This is a genomic window from Variovorax sp. CF079 (assembly GCF_900101545.1).
Classification (GTDB): domain Bacteria; phylum Pseudomonadota; class Gammaproteobacteria; order Burkholderiales; family Burkholderiaceae_C; genus Variovorax.
The window spans coordinates 58,123-73,865 of sequence record NZ_FMZU01000012.1 but is presented as its reverse complement, the minus strand read 5'-3'; the positions used below and the strand labels follow the sequence as shown (position 1 = coordinate 73,865).

The window sequence follows — 15,743 nt, the reverse complement described above, 5'->3', positions numbered from 1 at the left end:
GGCCTCAGGCGGCGTCCTTGCCTCCCACCGCACCCTCGCGCAGGGCCGCGAGGTCGAGCACCCGAAGCCCGCCGTATTCGACACGGATCGCGCCCTGCGCCTGCAGCGTGCGCAAGGCCTCGTTGACGCGCTGGCGCGAGAGGCCGATGAGGTAGGCCAGCTCCTGCTGCGTGATGCGCAGCAGCTCGCCCACGCCGGGGAACAGCACCGGGTTGAACAGCGCAGCGAGGTTGCGCGCCACCCGCGCATCGGGGTTGTTGAGCCGGTCGGCCTCGCGCGCGGCGATGAACTGGCCGAGCCTTTCGTTGAGCTGGTTCATCACGAAGCGGTTGAAGCCGATCGAGTGGTCGAGCAGCCAGTGGAAGTCGTCGATCGGCAGGCCCGCCACCACGCTGCGGCGCAGCGCCTGGATGTTGTAGCGGTAGGGCTCGCGCTTGAGCGCCGTGCCTTCGCCGAACCAGCCGCCCGGCGGCAGGCCGCTGTAGGTCATCGAGGTGCCGTCGGCGTTGTCGTTGCTCATCTTGAGCAGCCCTTCGACCACGCCGAACCAGTAGGTCGGCGCGCGGCCGATGCAGCACACCAGGTCGCCCGGCTCGGCCTCGCCGACCACCACGGCCGCCTCTGCGCGGCGCCGCTCGGGGGGCGTGAGCGTGCGCAGCCAGGGGATGTTGGCCAGCTCTTCGAGCGTGGCCGGCCGCACGCGATCGCGTATCGACGAAGTGCCGCTGGAACTGCCGGGGGTCATCGGGAAACTCCGGGGAGGGGTGTCCCTAGGATTGTCGTTGAAACGACAAGATGACGACAAGCTTGGTTCTACAGTCCGGCCCATCGTGCAGACCAAAGCCACCACTTTTCCCCGCCTGCTGCTGGCCCATGCCCAACAGCAGCCCGACGCGCCGGCCGTGCGCGAGAAGGACCTCGGCATCTGGCAAACCTGGAGCTGGGCGATGGTGGCCCGCGAGGTGCGCGAGATCGCCTGCGGGCTCGCCAGCCTGGGCTTCAAGGCCGGCGACAACCTCGCGATCGTGGGCGCCAATCGCCCGCATCTCTATATGGCGGTGCTGGCGGCGCAGAGCCTGCGCGGCGTGCCGGTGCCGCTCTACCAGGATGCGGTGGCCGGCGAGATGGTCTTCATGCTGGAAGACGCATCGATCGAGTTCGTGATCGCCGAGGACCAGGAGCAGGTCGACAAGCTGCTGGAATGCCGCGAGCTGAAGAAGCAGGGTGCCGGCATCGGCCACATCGTCTACGACGACCCGCGCGGGTTGCGCCACTACGACCAGCCCGGCCTGCTGGGCTACGACAAGCTGCGCGAACTGGGCCGCGCCTTCGATGCCGCGCATCCGGGCTTCTTCGACGAGAGCGTGGCGAGCGTGGAGCCCGGCGATGTCGCCGTGATCCTCTACACCTCGGGCACCACCGGCCGGCCCAAGGGCGTGTGCCAGACGCATGCAAGCTTCATCGCGGCGGGCCGCGGCGGCGTCGAAACCGATCGGCTCGGCCCCGGCGACAACGTCATGAGCTACCTGCCGATGGCCTGGGTCGGCGACCACCTGTTCTCGGTGGCGCAATGGCTGGTCGGCGGCTTCACGCTCAACTGCCCCGAATCGAGCGAGACGGTGATGAACGACATGCGCGAGATCGGGCCGAGCTACTACTTCGGCCCGCCGCGCACCTTCGAAGGCCTGCTGACCGCGGTGTCGATCCGCATGGAAGACGCGGCCGCGCCCAAGCGCTGGCTCTATGCGAAGTTCATGGCGCTGGCGCGGCGCGTGGGCTCCGACATCCTCACCGGTGCGCCGGTCGGCCTGGGCGACCGGGCGATGTATGCGCTCGGCAATCTGCTGGTCTACGGGCCGCTGCGCAACGTGCTGGGCATGAGCCGCATCCGCGTGGCCTACACCGCCGGCGCGGCGATCGGGCCCGACCTGTTCCGCTTCTACCGCTCGATCGGCGTCAACCTCAAGCAGCTCTACGGGCAGACCGAGACCTGCGCCTACGTGTGCCTGCAGCAGGACGGCAAGGTCAAGCTGCAGACCGTGGGCAGCGCGGCGCCGGGCATCGAGTTGCGCATCGCCGACGACGGCGAGGTGCTGGTGCGCGGCGTGTCGGTGCTCAAGGAATACTACAAGCGGCCCGACGCGACGGCCGAAGTGCTCGATGCCGACGGCTACTTCCACACCGGCGACGCCGGCGTGATCGATGCCGAAGGCCACCTGCGCATCATCGACCGCGCCAAGGACGTCGGCCGGCTCGCCGGCGGCGCGATCTTCGCGCCCAACTACATCGAGAACAAGCTCAAGTTTTTTCCGCAGATCAAGGAAGCCGTGTGCTTCGGCAACGCACGCGACGAGGTCTGCGCCGCGATCAACATCGACTTCGAGGCGGTGGGCAACTGGGCCGAGCGGCACGGCCTGGCCTATGGCGGCTACGTCGACCTCGCGGGAAAGCCCGAGGCGCTGGCGCTCATCGGCGAATGCATCGCCAAGGTCAATGCCGATCTCGCGAGCGAGGACGGCATGGGCGAGACGCAGATCGCGCGCTTCCTGGTGCTGCACAAGGAGCTCGACCCCGACGACGACGAGCTCACGCGCACGCGCAAGGTGCGGCGCGGCTTCATCGCGGACAAGTACCGCGTGCTGGTCGATGCGCTCTACGGCGGCAAGACCGAGCAGTACATCGAGACGCAGGTCAAGTTCGAGGACGGGCGCACGGGCGTGGTGAATGCCACGCTGAAGATCGTGGAAGCGAAGACCTTTCCGGTCCTGAAGGCGGCGGCATGAGCAGTCATCGCAAGATCGGCGAGGTCATCCTCGACGTGCAGAACATCAGCTTGAGCTTCGGCGGCGTCAAGGCGCTGGCCGACATCAGCTTCGACGTGCGCGAGCACGAGGTGCGCGCGATCATCGGCCCCAACGGCGCAGGCAAGAGCTCGATGCTCAACTGCATCAACGGCGTCTACCAGCCGCAGCAGGGCTCCATCACCTTCCGCGGCCAGACCTTCCATCACATGAACTCGCGCCAGGTGGCCGAGATGGGCGTGGCGCGCACCTTCCAGAACCTGGCGCTGTTCAAGGGCATGAGCGTGCTCGACAACATCATGACCGGGCGCAACCTCAAGATGAAGAGCGGCCTGCTCGCCCAGGCGCTGCGCTGGGGCCCGGCCGAGCGCGAGGAGATCGCGCAGCGCGAGTTCGTCGAGCGCATCATCGACTTCCTCGAGATCCAGCTGCACCGCAAGACGCCGGTGGGCCGCCTGCCCTACGGCCTGCAGAAGCGCGTGGACCTCGGCCGCGCGCTCGCGATGGAGCCGCAGGTGCTGCTGCTCGACGAGCCGATGGCCGGCATGAACGTGGAAGAGAAGCAGGACATGAGCCGCTTCATCCTCGACGTGAACGACGAGTTCGGCACCACCATCGTGCTGATCGAGCACGACATGGGCGTGGTGATGGACATCTCCGACCGTGTGGTGGTGCTCGACTACGGCAAGAAGATCGGCGACGGCACGCCGCACGAGGTGCGCAACAACGAAGACGTGATCCGGGCGTATCTCGGGACGGAGCACTAGCATGGCCTTCTTCCTCGAGACATTGTTCGGCGGCCTGATGGTCGGCATGCTCTATGCGCTGATCGCGCTGGGCTTCGTGCTGATCTTCAAAGCTTCCGGCGTGTTCAACTTCGCGCAGGGCGCGATGGTGCTGTTCGCCGCGCTGGCGATGGCGCGCTTCGCCGAATGGGTACCGGTCTGGAGCGGCATCGCCAACCCCTGGTTCGCCAACATCGCGGCCTTCGTGCTCGCGGGCGCGCTGATGTTCGCGCTCGCCTGGGCAATCGAGCGGCTGGTGCTGCGCCACCTGGTCAACCAGGACGGCGCCACCCTGCTGATGGCCACGCTGGGCATCGCCTATTTCATCGACGGGCTTGGCCAGACGATCTTCGGCAGCAACATCTACAAGATCGACATCGGCATGCCCAAGGATCCGATCTTCGCCTTCGATTCGGTGTTCCAGGGCGGCATCCTGCTGAGCAAGGAAGACCTGATCGCCGCCGCCATCGCAGCCGCGCTGGTGGCGCTGCTGTCGCTCTTCTTCCAGAAGACCGGCACCGGCCGCGCGCTGCGCGCCGTGGCCGACGACCACCAGGCGGCGCAATCCGTTGGCATTCCGCTCGCGCGCATCTGGGTCACCGTGTGGTGCGTGGCGGGCATGGTGGCACTGGTGGCCGGAATGATCTGGGGCAGCAAGCTGGGCGTGCAGTTCTCGCTGGCGACGGTGGCGCTGCGCGCGCTGCCGGTGGTCATCCTCGGCGGGCTGACTTCTGTGCCCGGCGCCATCCTCGGCGGGCTGATCATCGGCGTGGGCGAAAAACTGTCCGAGGTCTACCTCGGCCCTTACGTGGGCGGCGGCATCGAGATCTGGTTCGCCTACGTGCTGGCGCTGGTGTTCCTGCTGTTCCGGCCGCAGGGTTTGTTCGGCGAGAAGATCATCGATCGCGTTTGAGCGAAGGAACCCACACATGCTCTACCGCGAAAACGGCCAGTTCAAGACCACCTACCGCGCCGACCAGCAGGTCTTCCCGATCCTGCAGGACCGCGTCTTCATCGCCCTGGTGCTGGCTTTCGCCTTCGTCGGCGTGCCGCTCATGGCAAGCGACTACCTGTTCCGCGCCATCCTGATTCCCTTCCTGATCTTCTCGCTGGCGGCCGTCGGCGTGAACATCCTGGTCGGCTACTGCGGCCAGATCTCGCTCGGCTCGGGCGCCTTCATGGCCGTGGGTGCCTACGGCGCCTACAACTTCTTCGTCCGCGTGCCGGGCATGCCGCTGATCCCCGCATTGATCCTGGGCGGGCTGTGTGCCACCGCCTTCGGCATCCTGTTCGGGCTGCCCAGCCTGCGGGTGCGCGGGCTGTACCTGGCGGTGGCGACGCTGGCGGCGCAGTTCTTCGCCGACTGGATGTTCCTGCGCATCAAGTGGTTCACGCTCGACACGCCTTCGGGCTCGGTCGCGGTGTCGAACCTGCAGGTGTTCGGCCTGCCGCTGGAGAGCGCGCTGAGCAAGTACCTGTTCTGCCTGGTGGCGCTGGTGATCATCGCGATCCTGGCCAAGAACCTGGTGCGCGGCGCGATTGGCCGCGAATGGATGGCGATCCGCGACATGGACGTGGCCGCCGCGGTGATCGGCATCCGGCCGATGTACGCCAAGCTCAGCGCCTTCGCGGTCAGCTCCTTCATCATCGGCGTGGCCGGCGCGCTGTGGGCCTTCGTGTACCTCGGCGCCTGGGAACCCTCGGCCTTCTCGGTGGACTACTCGTTCCGCCTGCTGTTCATGGTGATCATCGGCGGGCTGGGATCGATCATGGGCAGCTTCTTCGGCGCCGCCTTCATCGTCGTGCTGCCGATCGCGCTCAACCAGCTGCTGCCGATGCTGGCCGGCGTGTTCGGGATCGAGATTTCCACCGCCGGCATTGCGCACGCCGAGCTGATGATCTTCGGCGGGCTCATCGTTTGGTTCCTGATCGTGGAGCCGCATGGCTTGGCCAAGCTCTGGTCGACCGCCAAGCAGAAGCTGCAGCTATGGCCGTTCCCCCATTGACGCCGCCGCGCATGTTTTTCTGTTGACCGGGTAGTGCTTCGTTCATTCATTCGACTAGGAGACACACATGAAAAAACTTCGCAAACTGATGATCGCCCTGGCTGCCGGCGCTGCCTGCCTGACGACGACGGGCGCCTTGGCCCAGGACAAGGAGCAGTTCATTCCCGTGCTGTCCTACCGGACCGGCGCCTACGCCCCCAACGGTGCGCCATGGGCCAACGGCTTCGTCGACTACATCAAGCTGGTCAACGCGCGCGGCGGCCTCAACGGCGTGAAGCTCACTTTCGAGGAATGTGAAACCGGCTACGACACCGCCCGCAGCGTCGAGTGCTACGAGCGCCTGAAGGGCAAGGGCGGCGGCGCCTCCTTCGTGCAACCGCTGTCCACCGGCGCGACATTCGCCATCACCGAGAAGGCGCCGGTCGACAAGATTCCGGTGGTGACCGTGGGCTACGGCCGCAGCGAGAGCGCCGACGGCACGGTGTTCAAGTGGAACTTCCCGATCGGCGGCACCTACTGGGTGGCGGCCGATGCCATCCTCCAGGCCATCGCCAAGAAGGAAGGCGGGCTCGACAAGCTCAAGGGCAAGAAGTTCGCGCTGCTCTACCACGACAGCCCCTACGGCAAGGAGCCGATCCCCCTGCTGCAGGAGCGCGCGAAGATGCACGGCTTCGACCTGCAACTGCTGCCGGTGACGGCGCCCGGCGTGGAGCAGAAAGCGACCTGGCTGCAAGTGCGCCAGAACCGGCCCGACTACGTGTTGCTGTGGGGCTGGGGTGTGATGAACTCCACCGCACTGAAGGAAGCGCAGGCCACGGGCTACCCGCGCGAGAAGATGTATGGGGTGTGGTGGTCGGGCTCGGAGCCCGACGTGAAGGACGTGGCCGACGGCGCCAAAGGCTACAACGCGGTGGCGCTGCAGCATGGCGCGGAGCCGCAATCCAAGTTCGTCAAGGACGTCCTCGCGCTGGTGCACGACAAGGGCCAGGGCACGGGACCGAAGGGCGATGTTGGCCAGGTGCTCTACATGCGCGGCGCCATGAGCGCGATGCTCGCGCTGGAAGGCATCCGCTCGGCGCAGGAGCGCTTCGGCAAGGGCAAGATCATGACGGGCGAACAGGTGCGCTGGGGCCTGGAGAACCTGAACCTGACGCAGGCCAAGCTCGACGCGCTGGGCTTCGCGGGCGTGATGCGGCCGATCAGCACCTCGTGCGTCGACCACATGGGTGCATCGTGGGCGCGCATCCACACCTGGGACGGCAAGGAGTGGAAGTTCACCTCCGACTGGCTGCAGGCCGACGAGCAGGTGATCAAGCCGCTGGTCAGGAGCACGGCCGCCAAGTACGCCGCCGACAAGAAGCTCACGGCGCGCACGCCCGCGGAATGCCAGTCCTGACGAAGCACAGCTCATGAGCGCAGCGAACATCGTTCTCAACGTCAACGGCATCGAGGTCATCTACAACCACGTGATCCTGGTGCTCAAGGGCGTTTCGCTCCAGGTGCCCGAGGGCGGCATCGTGGCGCTGCTCGGCGGCAACGGCGCGGGCAAGACGACCACGCTGCGCGCGGTGTCGAACCTGCTGGCCGGCGAGCGCGGCGCGGTGACCAAGGGAACGATCGAGCTGCGCGGCGAGCGCATCGAGGCGCTCACGCCGGCCGAGCTGGTCAAGCGCGGACTGATCCAGGTGATGGAGGGGCGCCACTGCTTCGCCCACCTGACGATCGAGGACAACCTGATGACCGGCGCCTACACGCGCACCGATGGCAAGGCCGCCGTCGCCGAGACGCTGGAGAAGGTCTACGCCTACTTCCCACGGCTGAAGACGCGCCGCGCTTCGCAGGCCGCCTACACCTCGGGCGGCGAGCAGCAGATGTGCGCCATCGGCCGCGCGCTGATGGCCAACCCGAACATGGTGCTGCTCGACGAGCCTTCCATGGGGCTGGCGCCGCAGATCGTGGAGGAGGTGTTCGGCATCGTGAAGGACCTGAACGAGAAGGAGCGCGTGACCTTTCTTCTGGCCGAGCAGAACACCAACATGGCGCTGCGCTATGCCGACTATGGCTACATCCTCGAGAACGGCCGCATCGTGATGGACGGCGAGGCGCAGAGCCTGCGCGAGAACGAGGACGTCAAGGAGTTCTATCTCGGCGTCGGCGGCGCGGACCGCAAGAGCTTCCGCGATGTCAAGAGTTACAAGCGGCGCAAGAGGTGGCTCGCATGACCGATTTCTATGACAAGCTGGAAGCGCGCGATCCAGCCGAACGCGAGCAGGACTTGCTGGCCGCGCTGCCCAAGCAGATTGCGCAGGCGCAGACCGCGGCGCCGGCCTTCGCGAAGATCCTCGACGGCATCAAGGCTCGCGACATCACGAGCCGCGACGCCTTGGCGAAGCTGCCCGTTACGCGGAAGTCCGAGCTGCTCGACTTGCAGAAGGCGCACCGCGCGAACGATCCCTTCGGCGGTTTCGCGGCGATCCACTTCGGGCCGCGCATGACGCGCGTGTTCGCCAGCCCCGGCACCATCTACGAACCCGAAGGCGAGGCGCGCGACTACTGGCGCACCGCACGCGCGCTGCACGCCGCGGGCTTTCGCGGCGGCGAGCTGGTGCACAACTGCTTCAGCTACCACATGACGCCGGCCGGCGCGCTCATGGAAAGCGGCGCACACGCGCTCGGCTGCACCGTGTTCGCGGGCGGCACCGGCCAGACCGAGCAGCAGGTGGAAGCGATCGCGGATCTCAAGCCCGCGGGCTATGTGGGCACGCCGAGCTTCCTGAAGATCATCCTCGAGAAGGCGGCCGAGAAGAAGGTCGCGCTGCCCTCGATGACCAAGGCGCTGGTGTCCGGCGAGGCCTTTCCGCCAAGCCTGCGCGACTGGATCGCCGAGCGCGGCGTGGCCGGCACGCAGTGCTACGCGACGGCCGACCTGGGCCTGGTGGCCTACGAGACCTCGGCGCGCGAAGGCCTGGTGCTCGACGAGGGCGTGATCTTGGAGATCGTGCGCCCGGGCACCGGCGACCCGGTGCCCGAGGGCGAGGTCGGCGAGATCGTCGTCACCACGCTGAACCCCGACTACCCGCTGATCCGCTTCGGCACCGGCGATCTCTCGGCCGTGCTGCCGGGGCATTGCCCCACGGGCCGCACCAACACGCGCATCAAGGGCTGGCTCGGCCGCGCCGACCAGACCACCAAGGTGCGCGGCATGTTCGTGCATCCGGGCCAGGTGGCGGAGATCGCACGGCGCTTTCCGGAAGTGCAGCGCGCACGGCTCGTGGTCGAAGGCGAGATGGGCGACGACCGCATGACGCTCAGGCTCGAATGCGCCGCGGCCGCGCAAGGCCTGGCAGAGCGCGTGGCCGAGGCCATCCGCGATATCACCAAGCTGCGCGGCACGGTCGAATTCGTGGCGCTCGGCAGCCTGCCGAACGACGGCAAGGTGATCGAGGACGCGCGCAGCTACCGTTGATACGGAACGCCCGGCGACGCTGCGATCGGCTTGCCGGCATCGACGAAGGCGCGGCGGCGCGAGGCTCGCGGCATGCTCCTTGCAACGCCGGGAGCTCGCTACGATTCTTGCGATGACCCACGCCTTCTTTCATCCGCCCACCACCCCGCGCTTCGCGCTGCGCAATCTGCGTGCGCCCCACTGCCTCGTCCAGGCCGATGTGCCGAGGACCGGGGCCGACGATGAACTCGCACCCGTCGACCTGCTGGTGGACCACGGCCGCATTGCCGCCATCGAGCCCGCCGGCACGCTGCCGGCCGAACTCGGCCCCGATCTCGACGCATCGATGCTGCTGCCGGGCATGGTCGACTGCCACACGCACCTGGACAAGGGCCACATCTGGCCGCGCCAGGCCAATCCCACCGGCGATGGCGCTGGCGCCTCGATGGCCACGCAGCGCGACCGCAACGCGCGCTGGCATGCCGAGGACGTGCGCCGGCGCATGGAGTTCGGCCTCGCCACCGCTTATGCCAAGGGCGTGGTCGCGATCCGCACGCACCTCGATTCGCTGGCGCCGCAGGCCGCGATCTCGTTTCCCGTGTTCCGCGAGCTGCGCGAGCGCTGGGCCGGACGCGTCGAGCTGCAGGCGTCGTCGATCGCGCCGCTCGACATCTTCCTGACCGAAGAAGGCCGCCAGCTCGCCGACATCGTCGCCGAGAGCGGCGGCCGCCTGGGTTGCGTGACGCGTTCGGGCGCCTACCCCGGCGACCCGATGCCGCCGGACCTGGACGCGGCGCTCGTGCGCGTGTTCGAGCTCGCCGCCGAGCGCGGGCTCGACCTCGACCTGCACGTCGACGAATCCACCGATCCGCGCTCGCGCGCGCTGATCCGCGTCGCGCACACCGCGGTGGCGCAGGACTTCGCCGGCCGCATCCTGTGCGGCCATTGCACCGCACTCGCATTGCAGACCGACGAGTTCATCGAAGAGACCATCGCGGCCTGCAAGGACGCCGGCATCGACATCGTGAGCCTGCCCACGGTCAACATGTACCTGCAGGACCGCAGCCAGGAAGCGCGCACGCCGCGCTGGCGCGGCGTGACGGTGCTGCACGAGATGAAGGCGCGCGGCCTGCGCGTGGCGGTGGCCGGCGACAACTGCCGCGATCCCTTCTATGCCTACGGCGACCACGACATGCTCGACACCTTCACCCAGGCAGTGAAGATCCTGCACCTGGACCATCCGCTTTCCGACTGGATCCGCGCCGCCACCGAGACGCCGGCCGCGATCATGGGCACCGCCCACGGCGTGCTGAAGGCCGGCGCTGTGGCCGACCTGCTGGTCCTCAAGGCGCGCAGCTATTCCGAGATGCTCGCGCGCGCGCAGTTCGACCGCACGGTGCTGCGTGCGGGACGTGCAATCGACACGCGCTTGCCGGACTACAGGCTGCTCGACGACCTCATGCGCGCCTGAACAGCGGCCCGCCCCACGGCGGCGAAACCCTACACGCGCCGTCAGGCGGCACTGACGTTCCCGGCACGGTGCGGCGCAATCATGAAAGCTCCAGCAACCCTCCTCGCGGAGGCAACCAAGGAGTATTTTCATCATGGCAATGGACACCGACATTCTGGCCGCCGGCGATGTGGTCGACGTGCTGAACGACTTGGTCGAGAACGCGCGCGACGGCGAATACGGCTTTCGCACCTGCGCCGAGGAAGTGAAATCGGCCAGCCTGAAGCAGCTGTTCAACGACCGCGCCGCATCCTGCGGCCAGGCGGCCAGCGAACTGGCGCAGTTGATCCTGGGCTACGGCGGCAAGCCGGCCGAAGGCGGCACCGCCAGCGGCGCGGTGCACCGCGGCTGGGTGCATGTTAAGGGCCTGGTGGGCGCCAACAGCGAACTCTCGATGCTCGAGGAATGCGAACGCGGCGAAGACGCGGCCGTGGCGCGCTACCGCAAGGCCTTGAAGCAAAACCTGCCGGCCGATGCGCGCGCGGTGGTCGAGCGCCAAGCCGAGGGCGCCCAGCGCAACCACGACCAGATCAAGCTGCTGCGCGACGAGGCGCGCGCGCGCCGCTGACCGACGGGGCTGCACGGCGCGCCCAAGGCGCTCCACAATGTCGGCGCCATGGCCTATTCGCGCCGCATCGTTTTCGAGAGTGCCTTGCTGAGCTGGCAGCAGCTGACGCTCGCCGCGCCCGACCCTGCGTGGAGCGACAGCTACCGGGGTCGACGGCCCGCGCCTGCTGCTGCCGCTATCAGCCTGCTTCGAGTGCCGTATCGGCGCCCACGGATTCGTTTGCGATCCGGCGTCCGCTCTGTGGCTCTCCCCGTCGCAGCGCTACCGCCTCTGCCGGCCCTGGGCGGACCAGCGCAGCGCGCTGCTGATCGTCGGCGAGGACCTCGGCCCGTCGGGCCGATCGCCGCTTCCGCTCGCGGTGCATCTGCAGATGGCCGGCTGGTCGCAGGCGCTGGCGGCGCAGCAGCTCGAGCGGCTGGATATCGAAGAACGGCTGGCCGCCGTCGTGCGCGCGCTGGTGCCCACGACCGGCGAGGCGTCGATGCGGCGTCCGCACCGCGCCGTCGAACGGGCTCGCGAATACATCGCCGCCGCGCCGCAGCGAGACGACACGCTCACGGAGATCGCCAGGGCGGCAAACTGTTCGGCATTCCACCTGGCGCGGCGCTTCCGGCTGCAAACCGGCCTGAGCCTGCACGGCTTTCGCACGCGGCTGCGGATGACGCTGGCGCTCGACCGGCTGCGGCAGGGCGAGCGCAACCTGAGCGCACTGGCCGCGGAACTCGGCTATGCCAGCCACAGCCACTTCACGGGCGTGTTCCGCCACAGCTTCGGCCTCACGCCGAGCCGAATGCGCACGAATCTGGCAGCGCCCGCACTTCGCTGACCCGACACTGCCGGCTTCGCAGCTGCCTGTGGAGCCGACCTTGTTGCACCCTTCCCGTCTCGCTACCGGCATGCTGGCCGGCGTCGCCGCCGCGCTGGTCGGCGGCGCATGGCAGGTCGTGACCCGCCAGTCGACGACGACCACGATCGCTCCGCCCGACCTGGCGATCCTGCGCTACGGCATCGCCGCGCTGGTGTTGCTGGCGCTGCTGCTGCGCACCGGCCTGCTGCCGCGCGGCATGCCGCGCCGGTTGCTGGCCGGCATGGTGATCGGCGCCGGGCTGCCCTTCGGGCTCATCGCGATGACCAGAACGATGTTTGCGCCCACTGCCCACATGGGCGTTCTGATGGCGGGCGCCTCGCCGCTCTTCGCCGCCGTGTTCGCGTGGGTTCTCTGGCGCGAACGCCCCGACCGCTGGCGCACGCTCGGCCTCGCGTGCATGGCCCTGGGCGTGGCCCTGCTCGGCAGCAAGTTCGGCACGGCGGGGCACGCCGGCGCATGGCGGGGCGATCTGATGTTCCTGCTGGCCGCCGCGTTGTGGGCCGGCTTCACGCTCTCTTTCCGGCAGAGCGGCCTCGGCGCATGGCAGGGCGCCGCGCTGGTCAACGCCTGGTCGACGCTGCTCCTGTTGCCATGGCTCGGGTGGCTCGGCAGCGAGATCCACCTCTTCGATGCGCCGGTTCGCGATCTGCTGTGGCAGGCCCTGTGGCAGGGCGTGCTCGCCGGGTTGCTGGGGCTGTGGTTTTTCGCGGCCACCATCGCACGGCTGGGCGCTGCGCGGGCGGCGGCCTTCGGCGCGCCGGCGCCCGTGGTCTCGGCGCTGGGCGGGTGGTGGTGGCTCGGCGACCGGTTGACTGCCGTCGATGCCCTGGCGGTGGCCAGCGCCGTGCTGGGCGTCGCGCTCGCCAGCCGCGGGATTCCCGGCCGGGGGGATGTGCCGCGTCAATAGCGTGAATGCGCGTCGGCTGATTACGACGGACGGCCGGGTAATACCAATGGCCACTACCGACAGCAGACAGGCCTGAACACAATCGCCGCAGCGAACTCTGGGAGAAAGCGATGCAACCTGCCGTTGAAATCACCAAGCGCGGCGAAAGAGACTTCAACTCGTATGTCGGGATCGGCGACGGCACACGGCGCTACGAGCGCGAAGGCCTGCCCTCGGTGGCCGAATGCCTGCAGGACGCAGCGGCTGCGCTGGGCGCCGAATTCAGCTACGCCACCATCACCTACGACAGCGTCATGATCGGCAGCTATCCGGTCGCGGTCATGGGACACCGCGCCGTCGAGGTTGCCGACGAACTCCTGGTGAAGCGCTCCAACCGGCGCATCCGGTACGCCTGAGCGCGCTTGCGCGGGTGCGTCGCCCGTCCAGGACATCTCTTTTCGCCCACCTGCTATGACGACGCGGTGGAGATCCTCCACCGGGCAACCACCAAGGTTTCGATGTCATGCACGTGGCGCCCCGTCGCTCGCGCAACAGCCTCGCGGTAGGGTGGCATGTTGGTGCACTCGAGCACGATGTCTTCGACCGAGGGAAACAGATTCACAAGGCGCCGTGCGGCGTCGACCACGTTCCTGCGCGCTTCGATAAGATCGAGCCGATCTTCGTTGTTGAGTATGCGCCGGTGGAACTCGCATCCTGGCTCCACGCCCTGCACAGGCGTCGCCTCCGGAACGCCGACCGCCTTGAGAATGCTTGCGTTCAACGCAGCCGCGTCGAAGGTGACGATACCGGGACGCGCGAACTCCCGGCAATGCAACAGGCTCGAGGTGAAGACCGGCACGGGCACTGCTTCGGCCAGCGTGTTCTGGTAGGCGGCCAGGAAACCGCAACTGGTCGTGATCATCGCGGCACCCTCCTCGACCAGCTGCAAGGCGGCGTCGACGAATGGTCGAAGCAACGCGGGATCTGCCTCCTTCACGATCCGTCGGGGTGACGCGCCCTCGACAACCCGGAAACGAACCGGAATGCCGTTGCGGCTGAAGGTCTCCGGATTGCCGATGTCGCCAGGCGGCCGCGGGAACCGCGTATCGAGCATCAGAACACCAAGGAATCTGTCAGGGCTGGGGGTCATTTCTGGCTGGGATGGCTATCCGCTTTTCGAGACGGTGCTGCGACGATCGATCTTTCGACTGAGCACGATGGAGGTTTGTGTCTGGTTGATGCCGTCGATCTGACCCAGCTGATCGAGCAGCTTGTCCAATTGTTCAGGCGTTTCGCACCGGAGAAGGACCATGTAGTCGAACTGGCCGCTCACCGCCCAGACCTCCTCCACCTCGGGCAGACGCTCGAGCGCCTTGATGACCGCGGGCGCAGCCTTGGCGTTGACGCTGAGCCCGCAGAACGCTCGAACCGCCGCTTGCTCGAGCCGCTGGCCGAGGCGAACCCCATAGCCCGAGACGACGCCCTCCCGCTCCAGTCGCGCGATTCGCGCGACCACCGTGGTCCTGGCTATCTTCAGCTTGCGCGCCAGGTTGGCCGCTGGCTCGCGGGCATTGGCCTGCAGCAAGGTCAGAAGGTGGCGATCAAGGTCATCGAGTCGTAGGTCCATGGGCGGCCTTGCAGCGGAGATCAGCGATTGTGGCGCGGCCGAGCAGGTGCTCGTGGGTCTACAGGAAGCGCAGCGCCTCTTCAAGGCGCGACACCCCGATCGCGATGCCCGCCTCGTCTTGGCCGGCGAACGAAAGTCGAAAGGTCGCGTTGTCCGCTTCTTGCGCATAGAAGGCAGCCCCCGGCACAAAGAGCACACTGCGCTCGATGGCCGCCTTGAGCCATTCAGCCGTATCGACCCCCGGCGCACGACCCCAGACGAACATGCCGCCGCCCGGCGCGGTGAACTCGATGCGGTCGCCCAACTGCAGGTTCAAAGCTCGCACCAATGCCTTGGCGCGCTTGCCGTAGATGGAGCGCAGCCGGGGCAGGTTCTCGGCGAAGAGGCCCTGGGCCAGGTACGCAGCCGCGGCCGCCTGCGTCAGCGTCGACGCGTGCATGTCGTCGGTCTGCTTGGCGAGCACGCACGCGCGTCGCAGCTCTGCAGGCCCCAGCATCCAGCCGAGCCTCAGGCCCGGCGCAAGCGTCTTCGAGAGGCTCGACAGGTAGGTCACTACGCGTTCGGCACCATCGACCGCATGCCGCATCGAATAGAGGGAGGGCGGAGGAGCCTGGTCGAACCAGAGGTCGCCATAGGGGTCGTCCTCGATCACGAGGCATCGATGCCGAACCGCCAGTTTCAGCAGCTCGCGCCGTCGGCCTTCGCCGAGGGTGCGGCCGCTCGGATTGCCGAACGTGGGTACGGTGTAGAGGGCCTTGGGCTTCAGCCGGATCAGCGCCCGTTCCAGATCCTCGAGAACGAGTCCCTCGTCATCGGTGGCGACCTGATGGATGGCTGCGCCTGCGAAGCGGAAGGCGGAGATCGCGGCCGGGTACGTGGGCGCCTCGACCAGGACAGTGTCGTCCTTGGACAAGAGCGTGCGCGCCAGCAAATCGATCCCTTGCTGCGAGCCGCTCAAGGTCAGGACTTCGCCGGGTTCCACGGTGATACCGCGCGAATTGGACAGCCGCGCCAGTTCCGTGCGGAGGGCAATGGCGCCCTCGGTGCCGCCGTATTCGAGCGCGCTTGCGAATGCAGGTCCGCTCAGGCTGCTGAAGATCTTCTGCAATCCAATGGAATCCATCAGTTCGGGCGCTGGGTACCCGCCGGCCAGCGAGATCATCCCAGGCAGTTCCGTGAAGCGCTTCAACTCGCGTATGGGGGACCCCGGTGCATTGGCGTAGCGATCATTGACGAATGAGATGTGG

The 15,743-nt window shown here is 67.6% G+C and carries 16 protein-coding genes; 12 read left to right on the top strand and 4 right to left on the bottom strand.

Features of this window, described 5'->3' with window-relative positions:
- Positions 1-4 precede the first annotated feature (4 nt).
- Entirely contained in the window at positions 5-745 is a 741-nt protein-coding gene (locus BLS74_RS17230) for a Crp/Fnr family transcriptional regulator (RefSeq protein ID WP_093108358.1), read from the bottom strand.
- An 85-nt stretch (positions 746-830) separates the two neighbouring features.
- Between BLS74_RS17230 and BLS74_RS17225 the strand changes: the two genes are divergently transcribed.
- From BLS74_RS17225 to BLS74_RS17170, 12 genes are all read left to right on the top strand, one after another.
- Positions 831-2,783 carry an AMP-dependent synthetase/ligase gene (locus tag BLS74_RS17225; RefSeq protein WP_093108357.1) on the top strand — a complete coding sequence of 651 codons (1,953 nt, stop codon included), beginning with the start codon at positions 831-833 and terminating at the stop codon, positions 2,781-2,783.
- Positions 2,780-3,568 carry an ABC transporter ATP-binding protein gene (locus tag BLS74_RS17220; RefSeq protein WP_093108356.1) on the top strand — a complete coding sequence of 263 codons (789 nt, stop codon included), beginning with the start codon at positions 2,780-2,782 and terminating at the stop codon, positions 3,566-3,568. The genes BLS74_RS17225 and BLS74_RS17220 overlap by 4 nt, the downstream gene beginning before the upstream one ends.
- Before the next feature lies 1 nt (position 3,569).
- A complete protein-coding gene (locus tag BLS74_RS17215) occupies positions 3,570-4,499 on the top strand; it encodes a branched-chain amino acid ABC transporter permease (RefSeq protein ID WP_093108355.1) in 930 nt (309 codons plus the stop codon).
- Positions 4,500-4,515: 16 nt separating this feature from the next.
- A complete protein-coding gene (locus BLS74_RS17210) occupies positions 4,516-5,592 on the top strand; it encodes a branched-chain amino acid ABC transporter permease (RefSeq protein WP_093108354.1) in 1,077 nt (358 codons plus the stop codon).
- 67 nt (positions 5,593-5,659) lie between these two features.
- Positions 5,660-6,988 (top strand): ABC transporter substrate-binding protein, encoded by a 1,329-nt coding sequence (locus tag BLS74_RS17205; protein ID WP_093108353.1) that lies wholly within the window; start codon positions 5,660-5,662, stop codon positions 6,986-6,988.
- 13 nt (positions 6,989-7,001) lie between these two features.
- The gene (locus tag BLS74_RS17200) at positions 7,002-7,814 is read left to right on the top strand and encodes an ABC transporter ATP-binding protein (RefSeq protein ID WP_093108352.1); all 813 of its coding nucleotides are present in this window, start codon (positions 7,002-7,004) and stop codon (positions 7,812-7,814) included.
- Positions 7,811-9,058, top strand: coding sequence for a phenylacetate--CoA ligase family protein (locus BLS74_RS17195; protein ID WP_093108351.1), 1,248 nt, complete (start codon positions 7,811-7,813; stop codon positions 9,056-9,058). The genes BLS74_RS17200 and BLS74_RS17195 overlap by 4 nt, the downstream gene beginning before the upstream one ends.
- A gap of 112 nt (positions 9,059-9,170) precedes the next feature.
- Complete coding sequence (locus tag BLS74_RS17190; protein ID WP_093108350.1) at positions 9,171-10,508, top strand: cytosine deaminase; 1,338 nt, start codon at positions 9,171-9,173, stop codon at positions 10,506-10,508.
- Positions 10,509-10,641: 133 nt separating this feature from the next.
- On the top strand, positions 10,642-11,115 hold the full coding sequence (locus BLS74_RS17185) for a ferritin-like domain-containing protein (protein ID WP_093108349.1): 474 nt from the start codon (positions 10,642-10,644) through the stop codon (positions 11,113-11,115).
- 358 nt (positions 11,116-11,473) lie between these two features.
- Positions 11,474-11,941 carry a helix-turn-helix transcriptional regulator gene (locus BLS74_RS35095; RefSeq protein ID WP_244503906.1) on the top strand — a complete coding sequence of 156 codons (468 nt, stop codon included), beginning with the start codon at positions 11,474-11,476 and terminating at the stop codon, positions 11,939-11,941.
- A 40-nt stretch (positions 11,942-11,981) separates the two neighbouring features.
- The gene (locus BLS74_RS17175; RefSeq protein WP_244503905.1) at positions 11,982-12,890 is read left to right on the top strand and encodes a DMT family transporter; all 909 of its coding nucleotides are present in this window, start codon (positions 11,982-11,984) and stop codon (positions 12,888-12,890) included.
- 110 nt (positions 12,891-13,000) lie between these two features.
- Positions 13,001-13,285, top strand: coding sequence for a hypothetical protein (locus BLS74_RS17170; RefSeq protein WP_093108347.1), 285 nt, complete (start codon positions 13,001-13,003; stop codon positions 13,283-13,285).
- 53 nt (positions 13,286-13,338) lie between these two features.
- Here the strand turns inward: BLS74_RS17170 and BLS74_RS17165 are convergent, their stop codons facing one another.
- From BLS74_RS17165 to BLS74_RS17155, 3 genes are read right to left on the bottom strand one after another with little or no spacing between them, the layout of a single operon-like run.
- On the bottom strand, positions 13,339-14,019 hold the full coding sequence (locus BLS74_RS17165) for an aspartate/glutamate racemase family protein (RefSeq protein WP_093108346.1): 681 nt from the start codon (positions 14,017-14,019) through the stop codon (positions 13,339-13,341).
- Between the two features lie 15 nt (positions 14,020-14,034).
- Positions 14,035-14,496, bottom strand: coding sequence for an Lrp/AsnC family transcriptional regulator (locus BLS74_RS17160; protein ID WP_093108345.1), 462 nt, complete (start codon positions 14,494-14,496; stop codon positions 14,035-14,037).
- 58 nt (positions 14,497-14,554) lie between these two features.
- Positions 14,555-15,658, bottom strand: coding sequence for an aminotransferase-like domain-containing protein (locus BLS74_RS17155; RefSeq protein ID WP_170855627.1), 1,104 nt, complete (start codon positions 15,656-15,658; stop codon positions 14,555-14,557).
- Positions 15,659-15,743 lie beyond the last annotated feature (85 nt).